This window comes from Mycobacterium sp. (assembly GCF_036490025.1).
GTDB lineage: Bacteria > Actinomycetota > Actinomycetes > Mycobacteriales > Mycobacteriaceae > Mycobacterium.
Genome location: NZ_DASXEP010000175.1, coordinates 84,637 through 110,115, shown reverse-complemented (window position 1 = coordinate 110,115; position 25,479 = coordinate 84,637). Strand labels below are relative to the sequence as shown.

At 67.6% G+C, this 25,479-nt stretch carries 28 protein-coding genes; 9 read left to right on the top strand and 19 right to left on the bottom strand.

The genetic code is table 11. The features are described from left to right. Window positions 1–20: 20 nt before the first annotated feature. Window positions 21–476 (top strand): peroxiredoxin, encoded by a 456-nt coding sequence (locus tag VGG53_RS20725; protein ID WP_331519971.1) that lies wholly within the window; start codon window positions 21–23, stop codon window positions 474–476. 9 nt (window positions 477–485) lie between these two features. Here the strand turns inward: VGG53_RS20725 and VGG53_RS20720 are convergent, their stop codons facing one another. From VGG53_RS20720 to hisD, 9 genes are all read right to left on the bottom strand, one after another. Beyond that, window positions 486–2,045: an HNH endonuclease signature motif containing protein gene (locus tag VGG53_RS20720; RefSeq protein WP_331519970.1), complete on the bottom strand. Its 1,560-nt coding sequence runs from the start codon at window positions 2,043–2,045 to the stop codon at window positions 486–488. A 113-nt stretch (window positions 2,046–2,158) separates the two neighbouring features. Further along, window positions 2,159–2,506, bottom strand: coding sequence for a phosphoribosyl-AMP cyclohydrolase (hisI, locus tag VGG53_RS20715; protein WP_331519969.1), 348 nt, complete (start codon window positions 2,504–2,506; stop codon window positions 2,159–2,161). Continuing rightward, window positions 2,503–3,300: an imidazole glycerol phosphate synthase subunit HisF gene (gene hisF, locus VGG53_RS20710; RefSeq protein ID WP_331519968.1), complete on the bottom strand. Its 798-nt coding sequence runs from the start codon at window positions 3,298–3,300 to the stop codon at window positions 2,503–2,505. The genes hisI and hisF overlap by 4 nt, the downstream gene beginning before the upstream one ends. Beyond that, a complete protein-coding gene (locus VGG53_RS20705) occupies window positions 3,290–4,090 on the bottom strand; it encodes an inositol monophosphatase family protein (protein ID WP_331519967.1) in 801 nt (266 codons plus the stop codon). The genes hisF and VGG53_RS20705 overlap by 11 nt, the downstream gene beginning before the upstream one ends. 7 nt (window positions 4,091–4,097) lie before the next feature. After that, window positions 4,098–4,832 (bottom strand): bifunctional 1-(5-phosphoribosyl)-5-((5-phosphoribosylamino)methylideneamino)imidazole-4-carboxamide isomerase/phosphoribosylanthranilate isomerase PriA, encoded by a 735-nt coding sequence (gene priA, locus VGG53_RS20700; RefSeq protein ID WP_331519966.1) that lies wholly within the window; start codon window positions 4,830–4,832, stop codon window positions 4,098–4,100. A gap of 1 nt (window position 4,833) precedes the next feature. After that, window positions 4,834–5,454: an imidazole glycerol phosphate synthase subunit HisH gene (gene hisH / locus VGG53_RS20695; protein WP_331519965.1), complete on the bottom strand. Its 621-nt coding sequence runs from the start codon at window positions 5,452–5,454 to the stop codon at window positions 4,834–4,836. Beyond that, window positions 5,451–6,065: an imidazoleglycerol-phosphate dehydratase HisB gene (gene hisB, locus VGG53_RS20690; RefSeq protein WP_331519964.1), complete on the bottom strand. Its 615-nt coding sequence runs from the start codon at window positions 6,063–6,065 to the stop codon at window positions 5,451–5,453. Before hisB ends, hisH begins: the two co-directional genes overlap by 4 nt. Beyond that, entirely contained in the window at window positions 6,062–7,186 is a 1,125-nt protein-coding gene (locus VGG53_RS20685) for a histidinol-phosphate transaminase (RefSeq protein WP_331519963.1), read from the bottom strand. Before VGG53_RS20685 ends, hisB begins: the two co-directional genes overlap by 4 nt. Beyond that, window positions 7,186–8,511 (bottom strand): histidinol dehydrogenase, encoded by a 1,326-nt coding sequence (gene hisD, locus VGG53_RS20680; RefSeq protein WP_331519994.1) that lies wholly within the window; start codon window positions 8,509–8,511, stop codon window positions 7,186–7,188. The genes VGG53_RS20685 and hisD overlap by 1 nt, the downstream gene beginning before the upstream one ends. 85 nt (window positions 8,512–8,596) lie before the next feature. Between hisD and VGG53_RS20675 the strand changes: the two genes are divergently transcribed. Beyond that, a complete protein-coding gene (locus tag VGG53_RS20675; protein WP_331519962.1) occupies window positions 8,597–9,007 on the top strand; it encodes a nitroreductase family deazaflavin-dependent oxidoreductase in 411 nt (136 codons plus the stop codon). 52 nt (window positions 9,008–9,059) lie between these two features. Here the strand turns inward: VGG53_RS20675 and VGG53_RS20670 are convergent, their stop codons facing one another. The 4 genes from VGG53_RS20670 to nadA all read right to left on the bottom strand — a co-directional run bounded on the left by VGG53_RS20670 (window position 9,060) and on the right by nadA (window position 13,615). Further along, the gene (locus VGG53_RS20670; protein WP_331519961.1) at window positions 9,060–10,088 is read right to left on the bottom strand and encodes a zinc-dependent alcohol dehydrogenase; all 1,029 of its coding nucleotides are present in this window, start codon (window positions 10,086–10,088) and stop codon (window positions 9,060–9,062) included. Window position 10,089: 1 nt separating this feature from the next. Continuing rightward, window positions 10,090–10,944, bottom strand: a complete 855-nt coding sequence (gene nadC, locus VGG53_RS20665; RefSeq protein WP_331519960.1) for a carboxylating nicotinate-nucleotide diphosphorylase — start codon at window positions 10,942–10,944, stop codon at window positions 10,090–10,092. 65 nt (window positions 10,945–11,009) lie between these two features. After that, on the bottom strand, window positions 11,010–12,596 hold the full coding sequence (locus tag VGG53_RS20660; RefSeq protein WP_331519959.1) for an L-aspartate oxidase: 1,587 nt from the start codon (window positions 12,594–12,596) through the stop codon (window positions 11,010–11,012). After that, window positions 12,593–13,615, bottom strand: coding sequence for a quinolinate synthase NadA (nadA, locus tag VGG53_RS20655; RefSeq protein WP_414689017.1), 1,023 nt, complete (start codon window positions 13,613–13,615; stop codon window positions 12,593–12,595). Before nadA ends, VGG53_RS20660 begins: the two co-directional genes overlap by 4 nt. 100 nt (window positions 13,616–13,715) lie before the next feature. Between nadA and VGG53_RS20650 the strand changes: the two genes are divergently transcribed. Both VGG53_RS20650 and VGG53_RS20645 read left to right on the top strand, forming a co-directional pair. After that, a complete protein-coding gene (locus tag VGG53_RS20650; RefSeq protein WP_331519957.1) occupies window positions 13,716–14,426 on the top strand; it encodes an NUDIX hydrolase in 711 nt (236 codons plus the stop codon). Window positions 14,427–14,488: 62 nt separating this feature from the next. Continuing rightward, window positions 14,489–15,832 carry a lipase family protein gene (locus tag VGG53_RS20645; protein WP_331519956.1) on the top strand — a complete coding sequence of 448 codons (1,344 nt, stop codon included), beginning with the start codon at window positions 14,489–14,491 and terminating at the stop codon, window positions 15,830–15,832. Here the strand turns inward: VGG53_RS20645 and VGG53_RS20640 are convergent. The 3 genes from VGG53_RS20640 to bioB are packed head-to-tail and all read right to left on the bottom strand — an operon-like array spanning window position 15,827 to window position 17,745. Further along, window positions 15,827–16,459, bottom strand: coding sequence for a DUF2567 domain-containing protein (locus tag VGG53_RS20640; protein ID WP_331519954.1), 633 nt, complete (start codon window positions 16,457–16,459; stop codon window positions 15,827–15,829). The two genes, VGG53_RS20645 and VGG53_RS20640, sit on opposite strands and share 6 nt — an antisense overlap. Then, window positions 16,456–16,698, bottom strand: coding sequence for a hypothetical protein (locus VGG53_RS20635; RefSeq protein ID WP_331519953.1), 243 nt, complete (start codon window positions 16,696–16,698; stop codon window positions 16,456–16,458). Before VGG53_RS20635 ends, VGG53_RS20640 begins: the two co-directional genes overlap by 4 nt. A 12-nt stretch (window positions 16,699–16,710) precedes the next feature. Continuing rightward, on the bottom strand, window positions 16,711–17,745 hold the full coding sequence (gene bioB / locus VGG53_RS20630; RefSeq protein ID WP_331519952.1) for a biotin synthase BioB: 1,035 nt from the start codon (window positions 17,743–17,745) through the stop codon (window positions 16,711–16,713). Window positions 17,746–17,941: 196 nt separating this feature from the next. Here bioB and VGG53_RS20625 point away from each other — a divergent pair, with 196 nt between their 5' ends. The 5 genes from VGG53_RS20625 to VGG53_RS20605 all read left to right on the top strand — a co-directional run bounded on the left by VGG53_RS20625 (window position 17,942) and on the right by VGG53_RS20605 (window position 23,142). Continuing rightward, window positions 17,942–18,088 (top strand): hypothetical protein, encoded by a 147-nt coding sequence (locus VGG53_RS20625; protein WP_331519951.1) that lies wholly within the window; start codon window positions 17,942–17,944, stop codon window positions 18,086–18,088. A 186-nt stretch (window positions 18,089–18,274) separates the two neighbouring features. Further along, on the top strand, window positions 18,275–20,050 hold the full coding sequence (locus VGG53_RS20620) for a hypothetical protein (protein WP_331519993.1): 1,776 nt from the start codon (window positions 18,275–18,277) through the stop codon (window positions 20,048–20,050). A gap of 50 nt (window positions 20,051–20,100) precedes the next feature. Beyond that, window positions 20,101–20,421 carry a hypothetical protein gene (locus VGG53_RS20615; RefSeq protein ID WP_331519992.1) on the top strand — a complete coding sequence of 107 codons (321 nt, stop codon included), beginning with the start codon at window positions 20,101–20,103 and terminating at the stop codon, window positions 20,419–20,421. A 51-nt stretch (window positions 20,422–20,472) separates the two neighbouring features. Further along, complete coding sequence (locus tag VGG53_RS20610; RefSeq protein ID WP_331519950.1) at window positions 20,473–21,828, top strand: hypothetical protein; 1,356 nt, start codon at window positions 20,473–20,475, stop codon at window positions 21,826–21,828. Window positions 21,829–21,954: 126 nt separating this feature from the next. Then, complete coding sequence (locus VGG53_RS20605; RefSeq protein ID WP_331519949.1) at window positions 21,955–23,142, top strand: NAD-dependent formate dehydrogenase; 1,188 nt, start codon at window positions 21,955–21,957, stop codon at window positions 23,140–23,142. On the opposite strand, the gene VGG53_RS20600 is transcribed toward VGG53_RS20605, so the two are convergent. The 3 genes from VGG53_RS20600 to VGG53_RS20590 are packed head-to-tail and all read right to left on the bottom strand — an operon-like array spanning window position 23,143 to window position 25,477. Beyond that, window positions 23,143–23,652 carry a 2'-5' RNA ligase family protein gene (locus VGG53_RS20600; RefSeq protein WP_331519948.1) on the bottom strand — a complete coding sequence of 170 codons (510 nt, stop codon included), beginning with the start codon at window positions 23,650–23,652 and terminating at the stop codon, window positions 23,143–23,145. Continuing rightward, entirely contained in the window at window positions 23,652–24,332 is a 681-nt protein-coding gene (gene bioD, locus VGG53_RS20595; protein ID WP_331519947.1) for a dethiobiotin synthase, read from the bottom strand. Before bioD ends, VGG53_RS20600 begins: the two co-directional genes overlap by 1 nt. Continuing rightward, the gene (locus VGG53_RS20590) at window positions 24,329–25,477 is read right to left on the bottom strand and encodes an 8-amino-7-oxononanoate synthase (RefSeq protein ID WP_331519946.1); all 1,149 of its coding nucleotides are present in this window, start codon (window positions 25,475–25,477) and stop codon (window positions 24,329–24,331) included. The genes bioD and VGG53_RS20590 overlap by 4 nt, the downstream gene beginning before the upstream one ends. Between the last annotated feature and the right edge of the window lie 2 nt (window positions 25,478–25,479).

Below are 25,479 nucleotides of genomic sequence, written 5' to 3'. Positions count from 1 at the left end.
ACTGGCGTAGCGTGACGGCCATGAAAACCGGTGACACCGTCGCTGACTTCGAACTGCCCGACCAGACGGGCACCCCCCGCAGCTTGAGCGCTCTGCTGTCCGACGGGCCGGTGGTGTTGTTCTTCTACCCCGCAGCGATGACGCCCGGGTGCACCAAGGAGGCCTGTCACTTTCGAGACTTGGCTCAAGAGTTCGCTGCCGTGGGTGCAAGCCGGGTGGGTATCAGTGTTGATCCGGTCGCCAAGCAAGCGAAATTCGCCGACACGCAGCGCTTCGACTACCCGTTGCTGTCAGACACCAGCGGCGCGATCGCCAACCAATTCGGCGTCAAGCGTGGGCTTTTTGGCAAGCTGGTGCCGGTCAAACGGACCACCTTCGTCATCGACACCAATCGGACCGTCCTTGACGTGATCTCCAGCGAATTGAGCATGGACAGCCACGCCGACAAGGCGTTGCAGACGCTGCGGGCGCGGTAAACGCGGCCTCTAGAAGGGCGGCGGTTGGTTGCGTTCGGCGATATGAGCACTGTTCAGTGCGCGGTCCGTGTCGATGCGGCGCGCGCGGTCCTGCTCCCGAGTTCGTCGGCGCACCGGCATCATCATCCCGCGGTAGCTCTGCGGTCGATCCACCATTGGGACAGAAGGCAATTCGCCGGTTGGCAGGCAAAGGCTGGGGAACAATAGACGACTTCCGGGGCGGGTGGTGTAGGTCTGGCCGCTGGGAGCGGTCCACACGATGGTCCCGTCCGACCGCTGTTCGTCGTGCCAGCCGTTGGCACCCGCCCAAAATGTCTTGAGCAAGTGGTGTTTTCGACATAGACATTTGAGATTAGAGGCATGTGTCGGCCCGCCATCGGCGTAGGCCACCGTGTGGTCCACGTCGCAGAACTCGGCAGGTCGATCGCAGCCGGGAAACCGACAGGTCAAATCCCGACAGCGGACAAACCGTTCCAGTGCGGCCGACGGCCGGTACCTCGATTCTGGTGGGGCGTTGCCGGGATGCCACAACGGCTGGAGCTTCGCACCACCTCTGATCAGCTCCGCCGAGAGCGGCGTGGGTACCATGCCACCGCTGGTGATGAGCGCGGCCGGCGGTTTGGCCGCCCAGCCGCCGGGTGGGTCGGGTTCCGGGTCAGGGGGCCGCACCAATGGTGCGCCGGGTACCAAGCGTTGGGGTGTTCGCTCGCCCGAGAGGTGCGGGTCGGGTTGCGCGTTCACCGCCGACGCTTCGGCGACGACATGTATCACCACACCCGTAGGGCGTTGGTCGCCTTCGGCGCCAGCCGGGCAATCCGCTTTGCCGCAAACGCACTGTAGCCGTTCGGCTCCGGCGGCCAGCGCCCCCAATGCGTCGGCGCGGCGTTGCGCGATGGTACGCGGATCGTCGTCGCAAACCTGGTGGGCCATCTGCATCAGTCGGCGATCCAGCACGGCCGCGTCGGTACCGAACAGCCGGCCCCACATTGCTGCGGTGCCGGACTGTTGGTCGGCTGAGTCAATCACCACGTCGCGGCTGCGCGCGTTTGCCCGGGTACGTCGCAACGCACCGGGATCGTAGCGATCCACGATCGCCTCGATGGCTTGCACCGTCTTGTTGACCGACATCGGTCCGAAAAGGGCGGCGTCGTCGGCGATGGTCTTATCGACCAACCGCAGGGCTTCGGGGTCTTTGATCAGGTCGGTGTGCCATGCGATCGTCCGCGCCAGCCAGTAGCTGATCATGCGGTCGGCGAAAAGCTCTGCTACGCAGGGCAGTCGATCACGTAATGCGACGGCCAGATACATCTGACCCGACGCCATGCCATGGCTAACGCCTTGTGCAGCAGCAACTTCAGCGGCCATCGCATCCCAGTTGTCGCACGACCACCGCCCGGAATCAGGAGAACCGCCTTCGACCCGGCCACTCACCAGCTCGGCTATGGCAGCAAGACGGCGCGCTGACGCGGCGGCCTCCACCCTCGCCCAGCCGGTGACCGCGGCCACCACCACCATCGAGTCATCGGCGCACTTCAGCTCCTCGAGACCCGGCAGCGCATTATCGAACATAATTTCGATCTTAGGGCCTTCAGCGACCCAACCTTTTCAGCCTGCTCGCAAAATGCTCGACCTGTGGATGAATACCCAACTGTGGATAACCACGCCTCGAAGACCGCCGACCGTCACTCGTCGGGTTGCAGGAGTACGTCGGCATCGAAGCAGCTGTGGTCACCGGTGTGACAGGCACCGCCGACCTGGTCGACCACCAGCAGCACCGCGTCGCCGTCGCAGTCCAGCCGCACCGAGTGCACCCGCTGGGTGTGGCCGGACGTGGCGCCTTTCACCCACTGCTCGCCGCGGGACCGCGAAAAATAAGTGCCCTCACGGGTTTCCAGGGTGCGGGCCAGCGCATCGTCGTCCATCCAGGCGACCATCAGCACGTCGCCGCTGCTGCGCTCCTGCACGATGGCGGTGAACAGTCCGTCGGCGTTGCGCTTGAGGCGTGCCGCGATGTCAGGGGCGAGTGTCATCGCACAGTGATCCCTTCTGCGGCCATGGCTTTCTTGACTTGCCCAATGGTCAACTGCCGGAAGTGAAATACGCTGGCAGCCAATACCGCATCGGCGCCCGCGACTACCGCGGGCGCGAAATGGTCGACCGCACCGGCGCCCCCGCTGGCGATCACCGGAACCGTCACCGCCGCCCGAACCGCCCGCAGCATCGGCAAATCGAACCCGGCCCGGGTGCCGTCGGCGTCCATGGAGTTGAGCAAGATCTCGCCCACACCCAACCCGGCGCCGAGGGCCGCCCACTCAACCGCGTCGATGCCGGTGCCGCGCCGCCCACCGTGGGTGGTGACTTCCCAGCCCGACGGTGTCGGGGCCGAGCCGACGGGCACGGTCCGGGCGTCGACCGACAACACGATGCACTGGGAACCGAATTGGGCCGCCAACTCGGCGAGCAGATCCTGCCGCGCGATGGCGGCGGTGTTGATCGACACCTTGTCGGCGCCTGCCCGCAACAACGCGTCGACGTCGGCGACGGTCCGCACCCCACCTCCGACGGTAAGCGGGATGAACACCTGCTCGGCGGTGCGACGGACCACCTCCAGCATGGTGGCCCGCCCCGACGACGACGCGGTGACGTCGAGGAAGGTCAGCTCGTCGGCTCCCTCGGCGTCGTAGGTGGCGGCCAGTTCCACCGGATCGCCGGCATCGCGAAGGTTTTCGAAGTTGACGCCCTTCACCACCCGGCCGTCATCGACGTCCAGGCATGGAATCACCCGGACCGCAAGGCTTGTGCCGCAGGAGGATTCAGTACTCATCCGGTCGCCCTACCCGCTGCACCATCTCGAGTAACTGGTCGTGAACACCCGGGGCGGCGGCCAACGCCGAACGCGAATCGGGCTTCCATTCTTCGCCGGCCAGCGTGGTGACGACACCGCCGGCCGCCCGTACCAGCGCCACGCCGGCGGCGTGATCCCACACGTGGTCACCGAAACTGATCGAGCCGCCGAGTACGCCGTCGGCCACATAGGCGAGGTCGATGCCGGTGGCGCCGTGCATCCGCATCCGAGACGACACCCGGCTGAGTTCTTCGATCACCGCCAGCCGGTACCGCCCGGGGAATCGGCCACGCGAATCGGCATTGAATGCTCCGACGCCGATGACCGATTCGGTAAGCTCGGCACGCGCCAATGGCTTCTGCGGCACACCGTTTTTCATCACCGGGCCACCCGACACCGCCGCGTAGCGCTCATTCATGAACGGCAGCCAGGTCAACCCCGCAACCGGATCTCCGTCCTGCAGCAGGCCCAGCAGAATCGCGGCCATCGGCGACCCGGCGGCGTAGTTGAACGTCCCGTCAACCGGGTCGAGTATCCAAACCCACGGCGAGTCGAGATCCGCACCGCCGAACTCCTCACCGTGCACCGGAATTCCGGTCGCCGACACCAGCGCGTCGACAACTTGGCGCTCGATGGCCAGGTCGACCTTGGTGGCGAAATCGTCGCCTCGCTTGGCGACCGCGGAGTCCGCTCGATGACCGGCGACAAACGGCTTGGCGGCGGCGTCGAGGATGGCCGACGCCTCGGCCACCAGTGCGTCGAGATCCATTGCGGCCCTAGCCTGCCACCGCCGCCAGGGCCTGCGGCAAGCTGAATCGTCCGGCGTAAAGCGCCTTGCCGACGATCGCACCCTCCACGCCGCTGCCGGTCAACGTTGCGATGGCGCGCAGATCCTCGAGGCTGGACACGCCGCCCGAGGCGATCACCGGAACGTCGGTACGCTCGGCGACGCTGCCGAGCAAGTCGAGGTTGGGTCCGGTCAACGTGCCGTCTTTCGTGACGTCGGTGACGACGAACCTCGAACATCCTTCGCTGTCAAGGCGTTTCAGCACTTCCCACAAATCCCCGCCGTCGGTCTCCCAGCCGCGGCCACGCAGGCGGTGATCACCGTCGACGATTTGCACGTCCAGGCCCACCGCGACCTTGTCGCCGTGCTCAGCGATCGCCTGAGCACACCACCGCGGGTTTTCCAGCGCGGCCGTCCCAAGGTTGACCCGGGCACAGCCAGTCGCCAGCGCGGCCGACAGCGATTCGTCGTCGCGGATACCGCCGGAAAGTTCGACGTGCACATCGAGCTTGCCGACGACCTCGGCCAGCAGCTCGCGATTGGACCCACGGCCGAACGCCGCGTCCAGGTCGACCAGGTGCACCCACTCGGCGCCATCGCGTTGCCAGCCCAGCGCCGCCTCCAGCGCTGAGCCGTACTCGGTCTCGCTGCCGGCCCGACCCTGCACCAAGCGCACCGCCCTACCCTCGACGACGTCGACGGCGGGCAACAAAATCAACGGCACGTCATAACCCCTCAACCCAGTTGCTCAATACGGCCGCTCCCGCATCCCCGCTCTTCTCCGGATGAAACTGGGTAGCGGCCAGCGGACCGTCCTCCACCGCGGCCAGGAACGGCACCCCGTGGGTGGCCCACGTCAGCAGCGCCTCGGGCCCGCCTTCCCACTGCTGAGCGGCATAGGAGTGCACGAAGTAGAAGCGGGCCTCGGTGTCCAGGCCTTTGAACAGTGCGCTGCCAGGCGCGGCCGCCACCACGTTCCAGCCCATGTGCGGAATCACCGGCGCATCCAACCGGGTCACCGCGCCCGGCCACCGGCCGCAGCCGCTGCTCTCCACGCCGAACTCGACGCCGCGGGCGAACAGAATCTGCATCCCGACGCACACCCCCAGCACCGGTCGCCCGGCGCCGATCCGTTCGGCGATGACCCGCGCTCCGTCAATCCCCCGCAACCCGGTCATGCACGCCTCGAAGGCGCCGACGCCCGGCACCATCAGCCCGTCGGCCGCCGCTGCCGCCTCGAGGTCGGCCGTCACGTCCACCGCGGCACCGACGCGCTGCAGCGCGCGTTGGGCCGAACGGAGGTTGCCGGAGCCGTAGTCCAGCACCACAACGGATTTGCTTCTCACAGACTGCCTTTGGTGGACGGCACACCGGATACCCGGGGGTCGGCTTCGACCGCCTGCCGCAATGCCCGGGCGACGGCCTTGTACTGGGCCTCGGTGATGTGGTGCGGGTCGCGACCATAGAGCACCCGCACGTGCAGCGCGATGCGGGCGTTGTTCGCCAGCGTCTCGAACACATGCCGGTTGATCACCGTGTGGTATGGGACCGAGCTGCCGGCAATCGTGGTGTGCCGCAGGTGATCCGGCTCGCCGGTGTGCACGAAGTAGGGTCGGCCGGAGACGTCGACGGCGGCGTGCGCTAACGTTTCGTCCATCGGGATGTAGGCGTCGCCGAATCGGCGAATGCCTTTCTTGTCGCCGAGGGCCTGGCCCAGCGCCTGACCGAGCACGATCGCGGTGTCCTCGACGGTGTGGTGCGCCTCGATCTCGACGTCGCCCTTGGCACGCACGGTCAGATCGAAGCTGGCGTGGCTGCCCAGCGAGGTCAGCATGTGGTCGTAAAACGGGACACCGGTGTCGACCTGAACGACGCCGGTGCCATCGAGGTCGAGTTCGACAACGATCTCAGATTCTTTGGTGGTGCGCTCAACGCGTGCGCGGCGACCGGCGGTCATGACGCTCCTAACGGCTGGGCCAACTCGGTGGTAGCCAGATCCGCGCTGGCCGCCAGGAATGCGTCGTTCTCCGCAGCCAGTCCCGTCGTGGCACGCAGGTATCCAGGGATGCCCACGTCGCGGATGAGGACGCCGGCGTCGAGGTAACGCTGCCAGGTGCTCGGCGCGTCGGCGAACCGCCCGAACAGCACGAAGTTCGCGTCGCTGGGAACGACCTGAAAACCCATGCCGCTCAAAGCCGTTGTCACCCGTTCACGTTCGGCCATCAGTGTCGCGACGCTACCCAGTGTGTCGTCGGCGTGCCGCATCGCCGCCCTGGCCGCTGCCTGGGTGAGCGAGGACAGATGATACGGCAGCCGCACCAGCAGCATCGCCTCGATCACCGCCGGGGTGGCGACCAGGTAGCCCAGCCGCCCTCCGGCGAAGGCGAACGCCTTACTCATCGTGCGGCTCACGACGAGCTTGGTCGGGTACTCCTCGACCAGTTCCACCGCGCTCGGCCGTGATGAGAACTCGCCGTATGCTTCGTCGACGATCAGAATCCCGGGTGCCGCATCCAACAGCCGGCGTAGATCGGCCAGTGAAACACTTTGCCCCGTAGGGTTATTCGGGCTCGCGACGAACACCACATCAGGCCGGCGATCGATGATCGCTGCGACCGCGGCGTCGGCGTCGAGGCTGAAGTCGCCGGCGCGAACCGTCTCCATCCATTCGGTGCGGGTGCCGTCGGAGATGATCGGGTGCATCGAGTACGACGGCACGAAGCCGATCGCACTGCGCCCGGGTCCGCCGAAGGCCTGCAGTAGCTGCTGCAGGATCTCGTTGGACCCGTTTGCCGCCCAGAGGTTTTCCACGCCGAGCCGGACCCCGGTCTGCGCGCTGAGATAGCTGGCCAGGTCGGTGCGCAGCGCCACCGCGTCACGGTCGGGATAGCGGTGCAGCTCGACGGCGGCATCGCGCACCGAAGCGACGACGTCGTCGACGAGCGCCTTGCTGGGCGGGTGCGGGTTCTCATTGGTGTTGAGCCGTACCGGAACCGCCAGTTGCGGAGCGCCGTAGGGAGATTTGCCGCGCAAGTCGTTGCGCAGCGGCAGATCATCGAGCGACGGCCGGCGGGTCATCAACCGAACCTCCGTCGTATCGCCTCGCCGTGAGCGGGCAGATCTTCGGCATCGGCGAGCGTGATCACGTGCCCCGACACGTCTTTCAGCGCCGACTCGGTGTAGTCGACGACGTGGATGCCGCGCAGGAAGGTCTGCACCGACAGGCCGCTGGAATGCGCGGCGCTGCCCGCCGTCGGCAGCACGTGGTTGGACCCGGCGCAGTAGTCACCGAGGCTGACAGGCGAATACGGGCCGACGAAAATAGCGCCGGCCGAACGGATCTGGGCGGCAACCTGGTCCGAGTTTGCGGTTTGGATCTCCAAATGTTCGGCGGCATAAGCGTTGACGGTTCGGATACCGGTTTCGATGTCGTCGACCAGGATGATGGCCGACTGTCGTCCGGCGAGCGCGGTCGTCACCCGCTGACGATGCACGGTGGTTTCCAACTGGGCGGCCAGCTCGGTGTCGGTGGCATCGGCGAGGTCGGCGCTGGGCGTGACCAGGACACTGGCGGCCATTTCGTCGTGCTCGGCCTGGCTGATCAAATCGGCGGCGACGTGCACCGGGTCGGCGGTGTGATCGGCAAGGATCGCGATCTCGGTCGGCCCGGCTTCGGCGTCGATGCCGACCCGCGAGCGGCAGAGCCGTTTAGCCGCGGTCACATAGATGTTGCCCGGCCCGGTGATCAGGTCGACGGGCTGCAGCTCGGTACCGTCGGTGTCCACGCCGCCATATGCCAGCAGCGCCACCGCCTGCGCTCCGCCGACCGCCCACACCTCGTCCACGCCGAGCAGCCGGGCGGCCGCCAGGATCGTCGGATGAGGTAGTCCGGTGAAGCGGCCTTGCGACTGCGCCTGCGGCGGGCTGGTCACCACCAGCGAGCCGACACCGGCGGCCTGGGCGGGTACCACGTTCATCACCACGCTGGACGGGTACACCGCATTGCCGCCGGGCACATACAGCCCGACCCGCTCGACCGGAACCCACCGTTCGGTGACGGTGGCGCCGGAACCCAGTGTCGTCGTCACGTCGGAGCGACGCTGATCCGCGTGCACCGCACGGGTGCGTTCGATCGCCACCTCGAGCGCGGATCGGACGTCGCCGTCCAGGCCGGCCAGCGCGGCGTCCAGCTCGGCACTGGGCACCCGGACCGTCGGCGGGCGTACTCCGTCGAACGATTCACCGTATTCCAGCGCGGCTTCGGCGCCTCGGTCGGCGACCGAGGCGACGATCGGGCGAACCGTGGACAGGGCGGCTTCCACGTCCACTGCGCTGCGGGGTAGCGCCGCCCGCAGCTGGGCGACGGACAAGTCAGCGCCCCGCAGGTCGATGCGCGCCATCACGTTCACGTCAACCATTGTCCCAGAACAGAGCAACTGCATATCGGACCGGTACAGTGACGGCACCGGAAAAGAAAAGAGAGCCGCCATGTCCGCGAAGGACCATCCCAACAACGCCCCGGGCGTTCCGATGATTTTCCCGCCCTGGCTGGAGAGCTTTCAAATCAAATACTTCAACCCCGCGGTCCGGCCGTTCGCGCGCTACCTGCCCGGGTTTTCGGTGATCAAGCATCGGGGCCGCACGTCCGGCAAGCCATACGAGACGATCGTGACGGCGTACCGCAAAGGCAACGTGCTGGCCATCGCGCTGGGCCACGGTAAGACCGACTGGGTCAAGAACGTGCTGGCTGCGGGCGAGGCTGATCTGCACTTCATCCGCAAGAATGTGCACCTGATCAATCCGCGGGTGCTGCCGGCCGGCAGCGACGGCGCGGGGTTGCCCTTTCTGGCTCGGCAGCAGATCGGCCGGGTCGGGGTTCTCGTCGCCGACATCGCCTAGTCCGGATTGCCGCACTCCTCCTCGGGCCGTTCCGGCCCGCATCGTCACACGGCTAACCGCGGGTGAAGACGGTCTTACCGGTCATCGTCGGCCAGACCGACGGCGCTTCCTCCCACGGGACGACGCGGTCGAGCACCGGTGACAGGTCGCACCCGCCGCCCAGCAAATCCAGAATTTCCGGGATCACGGCCCGCGCACTGACCCGCCCGGTGATGAACCGCACTCCTCGCGTGTAGGTCCGCAGCATCGGCAGTTCGACGGTCGGCTGGAAGTAGATACCGGTGTCGGTGCACACGCCGTCCGGCCAGGTCGCGCGGAGCGCCGCGGCGAGCAGCGACGGATCACCGGACGTGTGCACGGTGATCGGGTAGGGGTCCCAGGATTTGTCTGGCTTGGCGGCGTCGTGAACGACTGCGCCGAGTTTCTCCGCTGCGGCGAGGCGGACCGGGTCGGTGTCGACGTAATCGACGTGATAGCCAAGCGCCGCGGCGAGCGCGGCCGCGTACATCCCTATCGACAGTTTGCCGATGACCAGCACACGGCGGTCGGCCGCATCAAGGTCGGCCAATTCCGCCCTGAAGGGGCCAACCGTGCGCCAGCCGTCGGGGACGTTGTCTGACAGCGAGGCGACCGCGATCGGGTCGACGGTTGCCGGCAGGGGGATCAACATCGCATCGGCGTAGGGCACCAGCACCAGATCCGACATGAACCCGCCACCGTCCAGGCCGGCGAGCGGGCCCAGTCCGTACATCGCCATCAACGGCAGCGAACCGCATGAACTCGTGACGCCGCGGCGGCATTCGCGGCAGGTTCCGCAGCTGAGCTGGAACGGCACCACGACCCGGTCGCTCACCGCGACTCCCGAAACAGCGTCACCGACTGCGATGACCTCCGCGATCCCCTCGTGTCCGACCGCATACCCCGGCGGTAGCGGCGCCGCGCCGCGCGCAACCGCGACATCGAGGTCACAGCACGCCACCGCCAAGGGCCGGACCAACGCTTGCTGCGGCTGGGTGATCTCCGGGTCCGGGACATCGCGCCATGCGTATAGGCCGGCCTCTTCGAACGTCAGCTGCTGCATCTCAGATATCCAGCCCGATGTCGAGCACCCGCACCGAATGCGTGAGCGCCCCGACTGCGAGGTAGTCCACCCCGGTCCCGGCGTAATCCGCGGCGGTATCCAGCGAAAGCCCGCCCGAGGACTCGAGTTTGGTGTCCGGCGCGCGGGTATCGCGGCGTTGCACCGCGATCTGGGTCTGCCAGACCGGAAAGTTGTCGAGCAACACCAATTCGGCGCCCTCGGCCAGGATCTCGTCGAGCTGCTCGAGCGAGTCGACCTCGACCTCGCACGGCAGATCGGGCGCGGCCGCCCGCACCGCGCGCAGCGCCGCGACCACCGATCCCGCCGCGGCGACGTGATTGTCCTTGATCAGCGTCGCGTCACCCAGGCCGAGCCGGTGGTTGAGGCCGCCGCCGACTCGCACCGCGTACTTCTGCAAAGCCCGCAGACCGGGCAGCGTCTTGCGGGTGTCGCGGATCTTCGTCGTGGTGCCGTGCACCGCGTCGACCCACGCCGCGGTCGCGGTGGCGATCCCGGACAGATGGCATACCAGGTTCAGCAGCGTGCGCTCCGCGGTCAACAGATCCCGCGTCTGCGCCTCCACCGTCAACGCCGGCGCGCCCGGCTGCAGCCGGGTCCCGTCCTCGACGCGGTTGAGGACTCGGTAGCCGCCAGTACCGAGCACCTCGTCGAGCACCAGCAACGCGACGTCGACCCCGGCGATCACACCGGGCTCGCGGGTGATCAGCGAAGCGGTGGTGATTGCACCTTCGGGCACGGTAGCCGCAGTCGTGATGTCCGGGCCGTAGCGCAGGTCTTCGTCCAGCGCGCGGGTGATCGTGGCACGAGCCTCGGCGAGCTCGTCGTCAGACAACATGACGCCGCTCCTCCTGCTTTGTTCTGATCGCACTGCCCTGTTGATCGTCGCCGGCGGGAGGCCCATCAGCTGACCGCCGCCAACTCCTCGACCTGCGCGCTGTAGTCATCGCCCAGTCGGACGATGAGGCTGCGTGCCGGCGCGACGGCGGCCTTGGGGTATTCGGCGCGGTGGTGACAACCTCGGCTCTCCTCGCGGGCCAGCGCGGCCGTTGCCACCGCGCGGGCGGCGACGGTCAATGCCGCCTCTTCCAGGCCGGCTCGGGAGGTGACCGCGACCCGCGGCGCCGTCGACAGCGTGACGATCAAGCGGTGCAGGCCGTCGGCGTCGCGGACCACCGAGGCATCGCGGCTCATCGCCTGCTGTAGGTCGCTGCGGACCAGCGCCGCACCGTCGGCGGGTTGCACGCCCGTCGCGCGGACACGTCCCAGCAGCGCTGCGTGCTGTGCCGCAGCCCGTCCCGCCCGGCCCCCGACCACCAGGCCCTCCAACAGACTGTTGGATGCCAGCCGGTTGGCGCCGTGCATCCCGGTTCGCGCGACCTCGCCCGCGGCGAACAGCCCCGGCAGTTCGGTGCGGCCGTGCACGTCGGTGACCACGCCACCGCAGCTGTAGTGCGCACCCGGGGCCACTGGGATGGGTCTGCGAACCGGATCGATGCCGGCTGCCCGGCACGCGGCCGCAACGGTCGGGAAGCGGCGGGCGAAATCGTCGATGCCGCGCGCGTCAAGGTAGACGCACTGTTCGCCGAGCGCGCGCAGCCGCGCGTCGATGGCACCGGCCACGACATCGCGTGGCGCCAGATCCCCCATCGGGTGTACCCCGGTGGTCACCGAATTGCCTTGACTGTCAACCAAAACCGCGCCCTCACCGCGAATGGCTTCGGTGACCAGCGGTCGGCGACCGCCGTCACGACCGTCGAAGAGCATCGTCGGGTGGAACTGAATGAACTCGATGTCACTCACCGCGACACCGGCCCACAGCGCCAGCGCGATCCCGTCGCCGGTGGAGCCCGCGGGATTGGTTGTCGCGCCGTAGAGTTGCCCCAGCCCGCCGGTGGCCAGGATCACCGACGGCGCGTGCACGACGCCGATCCCCCTGCGATCGGCCACCAGCACTCCGGTCACGGCGTCGGCACCCGAACCGGCGTCATGCAGCAACCGCAGCGCGGCATGGCCAGCGCGGATGTCCAGGGTGCTCGCCGCATGGTCAAGCGCCCGTTGCACCTCGGCGCCGGTGGCATCACCGCCGGCATGCACGATGCGCCGTCGCGAGTGGCCACCCTCCCGGCTAAGTGCCCAGCCTCCGGTCGCAGCCTGATCGAATTGTGCTCCGTCGCCGACTAATTCGGTGACGGCGTGGAACCCGTCGGCAACGATCGACGTCACGGCGTCGGGATCGCACAGTCCGGCGCCGGCCGCGAGCGTGTCGGCGACATGCGCCTCGACCGAGTCGTCGGTGTCCGGCAGCACCACTGCGATCCCGCCCTGGGCGTAGTGTGTCGCCGTCGCGCCGGGTTTGCGGCCCGCCTTGCTGAGCACCACCACCCGTTGTCCGGCACGATCCGCGGCCAGCGCCGCGGCCAGACCGCCGACACCCGTGCCGATGACGACGACGTCGGCGCTCTCCTGCCAGGCGGGGTAAATGCTCATTCGGCGCCGCCGGGCTGACCGATCGCGATCATTCGCTGCACGCTTTGCCGCGCACGTTGCGCGGTCTGCGCATCGACGTGGACCTCGTCGGCCCCGTCAACCAGGCACCGCAGCAGCGCCGCGGGGGTGATCATCTTCATGTACTTGCACGACGCGCGATCGTTGACCGCGCGGAAGTCGACGCCAGGGGCGGCGTTGCGCAACTGATACAACATCCCGACCTCGGTGGCGACCAACACCTGGCGGGCCTGGGTGGCACGCGCGGCGTCCAGCATGCCGCCGGTTGACAAGATCTTGACCCGATCCTCGGGGAAGGCGCCCTCGCCGGCCAGGTACAGCGCCGAGGTCGCGCAGCCACATTCCGGGTGGACGAACAACTCGGCATCAGGATGCTTGCGCGCCTGGTCGGTGAGCTCGTCGCCGTTGATTCCGGCGTGCACATGGCACTCACCGGCCCAGACGTGCAGGTTTTGTCGGCCGGTCATCCGGCGCACATGGGCGCCGAGGAACTGATCCGGGCAGAACAACACCTCCCGTCCGGCGTCGATGGAGGCGACGACGTCGACGGCATTGGAGGAGGTGCAGCAGATGTCGGTGAGTGCTTTCACTGCGGCGGTGGTGTTGACGTAGGAGACGACGACCGCGCCGGGATGGTCGTCCTTCCAGGCTTGCAGATCCTCGGCTGTGATCGAGTCGGCCAATGAGCACCCGGCGCGCTGATCCGGAATGAGCACCGTCTTATTCGGGCTGAGGATTTTCGCGGTCTCGGCCATGAAGTGCACGCCGCAGAACACGATGGTGTCCTCGGGCGCCTCGGCGGCAACCCGGGACAGCGCCAGCGAGTCACCTACGTGGTCGGCGACATCCTGGATGGCCGGCAGCTGATAGTTGTGCGCCAGGATCGTGGCGTTGCGCAGGTCGGCCAGTCGACGGATCTCGGCCGCCCATCGCGCGTCGCCCTCGATGCCGCCGAAACCGTTGGAAGAGTTGGTGATTCCCGCGGCCAGATCGTTTGCCATGTCTTCCACTAACCCATTTGACAGCAAATCGGTGCGATTCACGACTGTCATAGTCGATCCTTTCGCCCTCCGGCTGGGTTTTCGACTTATAATCGAAAACATGGCCCATATTAGCACTGCGCATGAAGTGCTCGCTGTCGTGTTCCAGGTACGCGGGCTCGGATCAGGCCCCAAAGCACAGAAGCCGCAGCTCAACGTTCTGCTGTGGCAGCGCGCCCGCGACCCGCAGCGAGGAGCGTGGTCTCTGCCGGGCGGGCAGCTGCGCCACGACGAGGACATGACGACGTCGGTGCGGCGCCAGCTCGCCGAGAAGGTTGACCTGCGGGAAGTAGCTCACCTGGAGCAGCTCGCAGTGTTCTCCGAACCCGAGCGACTGCCCGGCACCCGTACGATCGCGTCGACCTTCCTGGGGCTGGTGCCCTCCCCTGCCATCCCGGAGCTCCCGCCCGACACCCGCTGGCATCCGGTCACCGCGCTGCCGCAGATGGCGTTCGACCACGGGCCGATGGTCGGGCACGCTCGCACCCGGCTGGTCGCCAAAATGTCCTATACCAATATCGGATTCGCCTTGGCTCCAACCGAATTCGCGTTGTCGACGCTGCGCGACATCTACAGCGCCACCCTGGGCCACCAAGTCGATACCACTAACCTGCAGCGGGTGCTGGCCCGCCGCGGCGTCATCAGCCCGACGGGTACTGTCGCACAGTCCGGCCGTAGCGGCGGCCGCCCCGCGGCCTTGTACCGCTTCGCGGATTCACAGTTGCGGGTCACCGACGAGTTCGCCGCGCTGCGCCCTCCCGGCTCGACATGACTTTGGTGACTCACCGGCGGGCCGACTGGATTCTTAATGCCCTCTTAAGCAACAATGCCCGGATGGACATTGGCAACCTTGCGAGCGCAACCGAAACCGGTGCCGAGTGGATCGGTCGTACGCCCCATGAGGACCTGCAGGCCAAGACCCGCCCGCTACTGCCGTCGGACGACTCGTTCTACGACCCGCCGCCTGGTTACCAGCACGCCACGCCCGGCACGGTGCTGCGTTCGCGCGACGTGGAGCTCGCGTTCCTGGGCCTGGTCCCGCAGCGGGCCATGGCCACCCAGCTGCTGTACCGCACGACGGGCATGCACGGGCAGCCGGAGGCGACGGCGACGACGGTGATCGTGCCCCCGGACGCCACGCCTGACCGGCCCTGCCCGGTGTTGTCCTACCAGTGCGCGATCGACGCGGTGTCGTCCCGCTGTTTTCCGTCGTATGCGTTGCGGCGACGTGCACAGGCCGTCGGCGCCCTGGCGCAGCTGGAATACCTGCTCGTCGCCGCCGCCCTGGCCGAAGGCTGGGCGGTGTCGATCCCCGACCACGAAGGCCGCGCCGGAATGTGGGGCGCGCCCTTCGAACCTGGCTACTTCATTCTCGACGGGGTTCGCGCCGCGCTGAACACCGAGCGGCTCGGGTTGTCCTCGTCGGCCCCGGTGGCGCTGTGGGGCTACTCCGGGGGTGGGCTGGCGACCGCGTGGGCCGCCGAGCTGTGCGCCGACTACGCGCCCGAGCTGGACATCGTCGGCGCGGTGCTCGGGTCACCGGTCGGTGACCTCGGCCACACCTTCCGCCGCCTCAACGGCAGCTTCTTGTCGGGTTTGCCGGCGATGGTGATCGCCGCGCTGGTCCACATCTACCCCGACTTGGATCGGGTCATCGACGAGCACGCCAGCGACGAGGGACGCGCGCTGCTGCGGCGGCTGGAAACCATGACCACGGTGGGCGCGGTCATCAGGATGGCCAAGAAGGACGTCGGCAAATTCCTGGACCGCCCGCTGGAAGAAATCCTGACGATGCCCGAGGTGCAGCACGTCTTCGACAGCATCAGGCTGGGCGCCAAGGTGCCCACCCCGCCGGTGCTGATCGTGCAGGCGGTGCACGACTACCTGATCGACGTCGGGGACATCGACCGGCTGGCCGACGCGTACTCCGCAGGCGGCGCCGATGTGACCTATCACCGCGATGCGTTCAACGAGCATCTGCTGCTGCATCCGCTGTCGGCGCCGATGGCGTTGCGCTGGCTGCAGGACCGGTTCGCACGCCGGCCGCTGCGCGATCATCTCATCAGAACGACATGGCCGACGATGTTCAACCCGGCGACCTATGTCGGCATGGCGCGACTGGCCGTGATCGCGGCCAAGGTGATCAGCGGAAAGGCCGTGCACCGCCGCCCGCTATAACGGTGGCGCGCTTTCAGCGCTTTCGGTCCGGGGATGCACCGCCTCGACGGCCGGATAGCCACCGAGATCGTCCCGCGCTGTTGCGGCAGCCGGTACCGCGTACACCAGCGCGGCGGTCGCGGCCGGCAGCAGCAGCGTGCAGGTGCCCTGCAGCCGAGAAGGTCCGAAGAACACCGACGGCGTCTCAGTGAAGTAGTACAGCGGGTGATCGTGGCTCACCGGTGCGGCAGCGAAATTCACTGTGCCATAACGCAAGTGCGCCAGCAGAACCCCGACGCCGATCGCGGCGCCGGCCGCGATCACCATGCCCGCGCACAGCCCGGCCACCATCTCGGGGCCGCGATGTGGGCGCCACTGCCAGGCGAGCACCGCTGCCACGGCGGCCACGACGTTCAGCAGCCCGAGCATCAAGAACGCGGCGACGAAGAAATGGTCGGCTTCGCTGCCCAGGTATTCGTGCAGCCGCTCACCGCTATGGGTCAGCGCCACCGCACCCTTGACCGGTGAGGCGAGCCACGCCCAGAGCGCGCCGACCAGCACTCCCATGGGCAGCAGCCCCGCCGCCATCGTGATGGCCGCGCGCCGTCGAGAAATTCGCGGCGCGCTGTGGGCCTGCACGTCGGTCATCGGCGCGCCTCCAGATCGCTCGAGTCCACCAGTCCGTGCCGCGAACACCTGGCCCACCAGCCGTCGGGGCGGACCTGCACCACCATGCGGCGGCCGCACTCGGCGCAGAACCGGGGCGGTTCCAAGCCCAGCTGAGCCGCCGTCGGTATCGGGGTGCCGGCCACATCGTCGGCGCACGCTTCACCCGTATAGATGTTGTAGAGGCCCGCACTGACAGGCACCGGCAGATCGCGGAGCATCACCGTCTCGTTCTACAGGCTGGCGTTGAGCGCCTTGATCGGCATCTGCAGATCGTCGAGCAGCTCCAGATCGGCCTCGGCGGGCCGTCCCAACGTGGTCAGGTAGTTGCCCACGATGACGGCGTTGATGCCGCCCAGGATGCCTTGTTTGGCGCCCAGGTCGCCCAGCGTGATCTCGCGACCGCCGGCAAAGCGCAGCATGGTGCGGGGCAGCGCCAACCGGAATGCGGCCACCGCCTTGAGCGCTTCGCTGGCCGGCAGTACGTCGAGGTCGCCGAACGGCGTGCCCGGTCGCGGGTTGAGGAAATTCAGCGGGACCTCGTCGGGGTCCAGCTCGGCCAGATCGGCAGCGAACTCGGCGCGCTGCTCGACGGTCTCGCCCATGCCCAGGATGCCTCCGCAGCACACCTCCATGCCGGCCTCGCGCACCATCGACAGCGTCTGCCAGCGCTCTTCCCAGCTGTGGGTGGTGACGACGTTGGGGAAGAACGAGCGCGCGGTCTCCAGGTTGTGGTTGTAGCGGTGCACGCCCATCGCCGCGAGCCGGTCCACCTGCTCGGCGCTCAGCATGCCCAGCGAACAGGCGATCTGGATGTCGACGGCGTCGCGGATCGCCTCGATGCCCGCCGCCACCTGTGCCAGTAGTCGCTCATCGGGTCCGCGCACCGCGGCGACGATGCAGAACTCGGTGGCGCCGGTCTTGGCGGTCTGCTTGGCTGCCTCTACCAGGCTGGGGATGTCCAGCCATGCGCTGCGCACCGGCGAGGCGAACAATCCCGACTGTGAGCAGAAGTGACAGTCTTCCGGGCAACCGCCGGTTTTCAGGCTGATGATGCCTTCGACCTCGACCTCGGGACCACACCAGGCCATCCGCACCTCGTGGGCCAGGGCCAACAGCTCCTCGAGCCGTTCGTCGGCTAGCTGCAGCACTTCCAGCACCTGCTGCTGGCCCAGACCCTCGCCGCGCTCGAGCACTTGCCGGCGGGCCACCGCCAGGATGTCGGTGCTGTCGGTATCGGATGTTGACCGAGTCGCCGCCTGCGTCACCAGCTACTCCTTAACTCTTGTCTTTGTCCCGTCCACGCCCGCGGGATGCGGGACGATCCCGGGCTTACGGCAACCAGCGTCGAACGGTGCCCAGGCTAGGCTAGCGGTGTGCACCTGCACAAACGTCATGTGGTCGGCTCGGCGGATGCCGGGTACTCCACTGGGGTAAGTAGTAGAGCCCCGGGAGTGACCGCGATTGAATAGTCCACACGTCGAATACCTGGGCCACCATTGGCTCTTGCTGGCCGGCCCCGCCTTCTTGCCGGCGGTGATCGTCGTCGCCGTGGTGTTGTACGTCGCGATCAAAGACCGGCGCCGCGATGAGGAGGAGCGGCGCCGCTAGCTAATACCGCGAAGTTTGAGCGGACGACCCGCAGGCTACCTACCGTGAAGTCAGTTGGTGCCCCGGGAGACGTCCGGACGGCGCGGCGTGGTGGGAGGTAGCACGGTGATTCCGACACTTCTTGCAGCGGAGCCGCCGGCGCGCGGTGCCGGCCTCAACCAGATAATTGGTCTGTCGTTCGCCGCGATGATCATCGGCGCGGTCATGCTCTATGTCGGCTGGGCCCACCGCACGCACCGGATCACCTGGTTCAACACGATCGCCGAGCGGCTGGGAAACAAGTTCCACCGGCCGTCCTGGGTCGCGCTGACCATTCTCGTTTTCACGACGTCCATCATCTGCGCCCTGTTCGGTTTCATCTGGGACGTCAGCTGGCATATCGGCAACGGCCGCGACCCCGGTCCGCTGGCGAACCCGGCCCACTACTTCATCATCATCGGCCTGTTCGGAATCTTCCTGGCGGGGATGATCTCGGTGGTGCTGCCGTTCGACAAGCCGGGTCCGGCCGCGGTACGCATCACCCGCAACTGGTACGCCCCGGTCGGCGGGATACTGATGGCCGGATGCGGCCTCTACGCGATGCTCGGCTTCCCGCTCGACGACATCTGGCACCGCATCTTCGGCCAGGACGTCACGCTGTGGGGTCCGACTCATCTGATGATGATCGGCGGCGCCAACTTCTCCCTGTTCGCGGTCCTGCTGCTGGAGTACGAGGGCGCGCGCAAAATTGAAGAAACACCCGCTGACGAAGCGCTCGAACGCCATGACAGGCCGTTCATCAAATTCCTCCGCTATTTGTCCGCCGGCGGCCTGCTGATCGGTATGTCGGTTTATCAGATCGAATTCGACTTCGGCGTCCCGCAATTCCGACTGGTCTTCCAGCCATTATTGATCGCCGCGGCCGCTGCCATCGGAACCATCGTCGCCCGGATGACCCTCGGCAAAGGCGCCGCGATCATCGCGGCACTGTTCGCGATCGCGCTACGCGGAGCTGTCGCCTTGATCGTCGGGCCGATCCTGGGTGCCCCGATCAACTGGTTCCCGCTGTACCTGGGTCCGGCCCTGGTCGTCGAGTTGGTTGCCCTGACACCGCTTTTCCGTCGCCCAATCCTGTTCGGCGCCGTGTCCGGACTTGGCATCGGCACAGTGGGTTTGTGGCTCGAGTCGCTGTGGATCGGCGCGGTCTACCACTACCCATGGCCGATCGACCTGTGGCGGGAGGCGCTGCCGACGGCGGTGCCGGTGGCGATTTTGGCCGGAGTGTGCGCGGCGTTGTTCGGGATGGTGTTGACCAGCCAGCGGCTGCCGAGCCGCGCGTTCGGCATCACCGCGGTGGCCCTGACCGTTCTCGTCATCGGCGGCACTGTCGCCAACGGTCTGCACATCCACGTCCCCAAGCAGGACACCGCGACCATCAAGCTGACCGACCTGCCCAGTCCACCCGGACCGCGTCTGGCGTCGGCTGACGTCCAGCTCAACCCGCCCACCATGGCCGGCGAACACCCGGACTGGGTCACGATCTTGGCTTGGCAGGGCAAAATGCAAAACCACCGCGGACTAGTGATCAACCGGCTGCAGAAAGTCGGGCCCGGCCATTACGTGTCCACCGAGCCGATCCCGGTTTCGGGTGACTGGAAGACACTGCTGCGCGTCCACGACGGCCGGGATCTGGCCGCGGTGCCGATCTGGGCGCCGGCCGATTCCGCCATCCCGGTGCCGGAGATTCCGGCGTTGACCAACGGCACCCGGCCGTTCGCCTTCGAGGTCTCAATCCTGCAGCGCGAGCGCGATCCGGGCGTTCCCGCGTGGCTGTTCACTGCGGGCGGAATAGTGGTGTTGTTCTTCACGCTGTGCGTGGTCACCGCGCTGACATGGGGTGCCGGACGGATCAGCAATTCGGAGCACGCACCGAACGAGCCCGGAGAAGAGGCCGTACAGCACGCGCCTCCGCGGGCAGCGTGAGCGCCTTGCCGGGAATTCGCAAAGCGATTGTCCCCGTCGCGGTTTCGGCGCTGTTTGTCGTCGCGGCCGGGTGTGACAGCGCGCCGAAAACCGCCAGCAGCGGCGGCCTGACGGTCGACATCACCATCGCGCACGGGCAGGTCACGCCGGCCAACGCGACATTGCAGGCAACGGTTCGCCAGCCCATCACGCTGCATGTCACCAGCGACGTCACCGACGAGTTGCATGTGCATTCGGTGCCTGACCACAAGTTCGAGGTGGCCGCCGCAGCCAACCAGACGTTCCAGTTCAGCGTTGACGTTCCGGGCAGTGTCGACGTCGAGCTGCATCATCTCGACCGCACCGTCGCGACGATCCACGTGCATCCGTGACCGACGCGCCGGCGACAATGCAGAACGCAGCGATGAGGAGGAGCGGCGCCATTGGCTGAGGTCATCCTGGCGCACGGCCTTGGCGGGTCGAGTGATCTTCCCGTGCCGTACGCCTTTTCGGTGATCGGGGCGGCGTGGGCGTTGACGTTCACCTTCGCCCTGGTCGCCTTCGCCTGGCGCCGGCCACGGTTCGATCCGGATAAGCCCGCGCACCCGTTGCCGGCAGTGTTGACCACGCTGGTGGACTCACGCGTTATCCGCGGGCTCGCCGCCGCCACGGCGTTGGCTTTCACCGGGTGGGTGCTGCTGGCCGGGCTGTGCGGACCACAGACTCAGGCCAACGCGCTGCTCGGCGTCTTTTACGTGTTGCTGTGGGTCGGGCTGGTGGCGATGTCGTTGCTCCTCGGACCCGTGTGGCGGGTCATCTCCCCGGTGCGCACCGTTTACCTTCTGCTGCAACATTTTACGCCGGAACCCTTGGCGCGGCCGCGGCTGTCCTACCCGGAGTCCTGGGGGTATCGGCCGGCTGCGGCGGGGCTGTTCGCCTTCGTCTGGATGGAATTGGCCAGCCCCAACCCGGCCGCGCTGGGTTGGGTGAAAACATGGCTACTGTTTTACGCCGTTGTGCTGTTGGGCGGCGCATGGCTGTGCGGGCAACGATGGTTCGCCCGGACGGACCCGTTCGGCGTGTACAGCATGGCGGTTTCGCGGCTCTCGCCGTTTCGGCGCGATCCTCAGACGCACAGAATTGCGATCGGCAATCCGTTCGATCATCTGCCGTCGCTGCCCGTTCGGCCGGGCGCGGTCGCCGTGCTGGCGGTGCTGTTCGGCTCCACTGCATTCGACAGCTTCTCGTCGTCGGCAACCTGGCGCAACTTCGCCGATCGGCTCGCCCACGGCATTCACGCAGTGCCCGTGTCGATTTCGTTGTGCGCCTTGCGCACGCTCGGGTTGCTGTTTTTCGTCGCGGTGGTGGCGACGACCTTTTCGCTGGCCGCCCGTGCGGCGGGCGGGGTCGACCGTGAGCAGCGTCGCGCGTTACCCGGGCAGCTGGCGCACTCGCTGATCCCCATCGTGGTTGGCTACATCTTCGCGCACTACCTGTCGTATCTGGTCGAGCGCGGGCAGCAGGCGCTGTTCGCCCTGGCCGATCCCCTCGGCCGGAACTGGAATCTACTCGGGCTGGGGCATTTACACGTCACCTATCTGCTGTCGTTGCACCCCACGGTGCTGGCAGTCATCAAGGTGACGTCCGTGGTCACCGGGCACATTGTCGCGGTGATCGCCGCGCACGACAAGGCGCTGAGGCTGTTGCCCACGGGCCACCAACTCACCGGCCAGCTCACCATGATGCTGGTGATGGTCAGCTACACGTTCACCGGGTTGTACTTACTTTTCAGCGCCTAGCCGTCATTCCGGGCCAACGGACCCTGCCGGGCCTTTCGCGATCGGGGTGGTGAAGGCTGAGAGAATCCCGTCGGGCGAGCATCGGCCCCGGGGAGCCGCTGGGCACGTCGAGAAAAGGAGATTGTGATGGCCAAAGTACTGCTTGTTCTCTATCCGGACCCGGTCACCGGCTATCCCCCGGGCTATGCGCGCGACAGCATCCCGACGATCGATGGTTATCCCGACGGACAGACCGTGCCGACCCCATCGGCGATCGATTTCACTCCCGGTGAGCTGGTGGGCTGTGTGTCCGGTGCCCTGGGGTTGCGGCAATTCCTCGAAGACGGTGGCCATCAACTGGTCGTCACATCGGACAAGGACGGCCCGGATTCGGAGTTCGAGCGGGAGCTGCCCGACGCCGATGTCGCGATCTCCCAACCATTTTGGCCGGCATATTTGACCGCCGAGCGGATCGCCAAAGCGAAGAATCTCAAGCTGGCTCTCACCGCCGGGATCGGTTCGGACCACGTCGACCTCGACGCAGCGATCGCGCGCGGAATCACGGTTGCCGAGGTGACCTTCTGCAATAGCATCAGCGTCGCCGAACACGCGGTGATGCAGATCCTGGCGCTGGTACGCAATTTCGTCCGCTCACACCAGTGGGCGGCCGACGGAGGGTGGAACATCGCCGACTGCGTCGAACGCGCCTACGACGTCGAGGGCATGGACGTCGGCGTGGTCGCGGCCGGACGCATCGGCGTCGCCGTATTGCGACGGATGGCCCCCTTCGATGTCAACCTGCATTACACCGACACGCGGCGACTTCCGGAGAACCTCGAACAGGAACTGGGCGTCACCTACCACCCCGATGCCGCGTCGCTGGTGCGCGCCGTCGACGTGGTGTCCATCCACGCTCCACTGCACCCGCAGACCTACCATCTGTTCGACGAAAAGCTGCTGGCAACCATGCGGCGCGGCTCCTACATCGTGAACACCGCCCGCGCCGAGATCTGCGTGCGCGACGCGGTCGTGGCGGCGCTCAAGAGCGGCCAGCTGGCCGGTTACGCCGGCGACGTGTGGTACCCGCAGCCGCCTCAGGTGGACCACCCGTGGCGCACCATGCCGAACAACGCCATGACGCCGCACATCTCCGGCACGACGCTGTCGGCGCAGGCCCGCTACGCCGCGGGTACCCGGGAGATCCTCGAAGACTTCTTCGCCGACAAACCTATCCGCGACGAGTACCTGATCGTGGCCGGCGGAGCATTGGCCGGCACCGGCAAGGCATCCTACACCGCTGGCGGTGGCGCAAGCCCCGGTAGCAGCGGTCGGTAGTCAACGGATCCGGTGCTCGACGCGTTCGGTGCCGTCCCACCGCCGCAGACCCGCGAGGTTGCCGCGAAGCTCCGACGGTTGACCCGCTGCACGCAGGATCGGCCCGAGTGGGGCGCCCTCAACTCGGCGGGCCAGCGTGACGTGCGCCGTCCACTGACCGGGCAGGCTGTTCGGCAACGGGCCGGGAAACAGGTACGGGCCGCATATCCGATGCACCTCGGCGTGCAGTGCGAGCAGTTCAGCCGTCGGCACGACAAGCCGGGCCAGGACGGCATTGGATTGGCCGAACAGCAGCGGCGCCCCGACCGTGCACGCCAGCGGCAGTCGCTGCGCGATCGGCCGCAGCAGTGCGTCGACATCGGGCTCGATCCGTTGCGCCACCGCCACCGTCACGTGCGGGCGGCCCGCCGGAACGCGGCTCGACAGATGCGCGGCGGCCAGGTCATCCCAGATGCGACGCAACGCCGCCTCAGTGTCGGAATCGAAGAGCAGCTCGATGGAGTGCACCATCAGCTGAGCAGACTGGTCACCCAGGCCCGGTCGAACGCGTGCGCGCTCATCGCCGCGAACTCGCCGGGGCTCATCGATCCGGCACCGGCCGGCAACGCAGCGCGCAGCGGAGCCAGACGCACCAGCGCGGACCTGTTGGATGCCTCCACCACCCCCGGCTGCAGCGGCCAGTTGCCGATCACCAGCCCTGCACAGGAAACGTTATGTGCTGCAAGCGATTCCACCGTCAGCGCGGTGTGGTTGAGAGTGCCGAGGTCCGCGGTGGCGACCACCAGCGCTGCTGCCCCCAGCTCCGCGGCGAGATCCCGCACGGTGACGCCGCCGTCGGCGAGTTCGACCAGCAAGCCGCCGGCACCCTCGACCAGGGTCAGCTGTCCCGGATGGTCGACCGCGCGGATGAGTTTGAGCACGTTGCTGCGACTGGGCAACGACCGCCCGGTCTGCTCCGCCGCCGCCAGCGGCGCCAATGGCTGCGGGTAGCGCGCGAGCCCGACCACTTTGGTCAGCCCGGTCAGCCGGGTCACCTCGGCGAGGTCGTCGTCGCCGGCATCGGTGCCGGTCTGCACCGGCTTGCAGACGGCGACGTCGACGCCCGCGTTACGCGCGGCAGCCGTCAGGGCCGCGGTGGTGATGGTCTTACCGACCCCGGTCCCCGTCCCGGTGACGACCAGAACGGTCAACGCCGTGCCGCGGCCAGCACGTCGGTCAGCACCGCGTGGGCCAGCCCGAGATCGTCGTGATCCAGCGACGCACGTGCGGTCAGCCGCAGTCGAGACGTGCCGGCGGGCACCGTCGGCGGCCGGAAGCAGCCAACCCGGACCCCGGCCTCCAGGCAGGCCGCCGCGGCGGCCAGCGCCACCTCGGGCTCGCCGAGGATCACCGACACCACGGCGGACTGCGGAATCTGCGCGACGTCACAAATCTCGGCCAGCGTGCCCGCATGCCGCAGCACCGCCTGGGGCCGCCACGGCTCGGTGCTCAAAACCCGTAGTGCCGCCAGCGCGGCACCGGCCGCCGCGGGCGCCAGACCGGTGTCGAAGATGAACGGCCGAGCGGCATCGATGAGGTGGTCCCGCACCGCCACCGAACCCAGCACCGCGCCACCCTGGCTGCCCAGCGCCTTGGACAACGTCGTGGTCATCACCACATCGGGCGCGCCCGCCGAGCCCAGCTCATGCAGCAACCCGCGACCGCCGGCGCCACGGACCCCCAGTCCGTGGGCCTCGTCGACGATGAGCAGCGCCCGGTGCCTGCGGCACACCTCGTGCAGCTGTCGTACCGGAGCCAGCGCGCCGTCGGCGGAAAACACCGACTCGGTGATGACGACGGCGCGATCCTCATCGCGTGAGGCCAGCGCCGCGTCGACCGCGTCGATGTCGCGGTGTGGGGTCACCACCACCCGCGCCCGCGACAGCCGGCACGCATCGACCAGCGAGGCGTGTGAGTAGGCATCCGACACCAGCAGCGAACCCGGGCCGGACAATCCGACCACCGCGCCCTGGTTGGCGGTGTACCCGGAGGAGAACACCAAACCTGCTGCGGCGCCGACAAATTCGGCAAGGCTGGACTCGAGCTCCTCGTGCAGCGAGGTGTTGCCGGTGACCAGCCGCGAACCGGTCGCACCCGCGCCCCAGGTGCGCAGCGCATCCACGCCGCCTTCGATGACGTCGGGATGCTGCGACAGGCCCAGGTAGTCGTTGGACGCCAGGTCGAGCTCGGTCGCCACTGCGGGTCGCGGGCGCAACTCTCGTCGCAGCCCGGCCTGGCGGCGCGCCTCGGCATGCGCCTCCAGCCACGCCAGCGGCGACGTATCGATCTGCGTCATCG

Coding starts and splice junctions, on each gene's coding strand:
- VGG53_RS20660 (WP_331519959.1), bottom strand. CDS start 12,596: ATGAGCATTTACCCCGCCTGGCAGGAGAGCGCCGACGTCGTCGTCATC.
- VGG53_RS20705 (WP_331519967.1), bottom strand. CDS start 4,090: ATGGATCTCGACGCACTGGTGGCCGAGGCGTCGGCCATCCTCGACGCC.
- hisB (WP_331519964.1), bottom strand. CDS start 6,065: ATGACCGCCGGTCGCCGCGCACGCGTTGAGCGCACCACCAAAGAATCT.
- VGG53_RS20685 (WP_331519963.1), bottom strand. CDS start 7,186: ATGACCCGCCGGCCGTCGCTCGATGATCTGCCGCTGCGCAACGACTTG.
- VGG53_RS20720 (WP_331519970.1), bottom strand. CDS start 2,045: ATGTTCGATAATGCGCTGCCGGGTCTCGAGGAGCTGAAGTGCGCCGAT.
- nadA (WP_414689017.1), bottom strand. CDS start 13,615: ATGGCAAACGATCTGGCCGCGGGAATCACCAACTCTTCCAACGGTTTC.
- VGG53_RS20590 (WP_331519946.1), bottom strand. CDS start 25,477: ATGACGCAGATCGATACGTCGCCGCTGGCGTGGCTGGAGGCGCATGCC.
- VGG53_RS20645 (WP_331519956.1), top strand. CDS start 14,489: ATGGACATTGGCAACCTTGCGAGCGCAACCGAAACCGGTGCCGAGTGG.
- nadC (WP_331519960.1), bottom strand. CDS start 10,944: ATGTTGTCTGACGACGAGCTCGCCGAGGCTCGTGCCACGATCACCCGC.
- VGG53_RS20635 (WP_331519953.1), bottom strand. CDS start 16,698: ATGCTCCGCGATCTGCCGGTGCCTGTCAGTGCGGGCCTCTACAACATC.
- hisF (WP_331519968.1), bottom strand. CDS start 3,300: ATGAGTACTGAATCCTCCTGCGGCACAAGCCTTGCGGTCCGGGTGATT.
- VGG53_RS20620 (WP_331519993.1), top strand. CDS start 18,275: ATGATCATCGGCGCGGTCATGCTCTATGTCGGCTGGGCCCACCGCACG.
- VGG53_RS20670 (WP_331519961.1), bottom strand. CDS start 10,088: ATGCAGCAGCTGACGTTCGAAGAGGCCGGCCTATACGCATGGCGCGAT.
- VGG53_RS20600 (WP_331519948.1), bottom strand. CDS start 23,652: ATGGTGCACTCCATCGAGCTGCTCTTCGATTCCGACACTGAGGCGGCG.
- VGG53_RS20640 (WP_331519954.1), bottom strand. CDS start 16,459: ATGACCGACGTGCAGGCCCACAGCGCGCCGCGAATTTCTCGACGGCGC.
- hisI (WP_331519969.1), bottom strand. CDS start 2,506: ATGACACTCGCCCCTGACATCGCGGCACGCCTCAAGCGCAACGCCGAC.
- VGG53_RS20650 (WP_331519957.1), top strand. CDS start 13,716: ATGGCCCATATTAGCACTGCGCATGAAGTGCTCGCTGTCGTGTTCCAG.
- VGG53_RS20675 (WP_331519962.1), top strand. CDS start 8,597: ATGTCCGCGAAGGACCATCCCAACAACGCCCCGGGCGTTCCGATGATT.
- VGG53_RS20725 (WP_331519971.1), top strand. CDS start 21: ATGAAAACCGGTGACACCGTCGCTGACTTCGAACTGCCCGACCAGACG.
- VGG53_RS20605 (WP_331519949.1), top strand. CDS start 21,955: ATGGCCAAAGTACTGCTTGTTCTCTATCCGGACCCGGTCACCGGCTAT.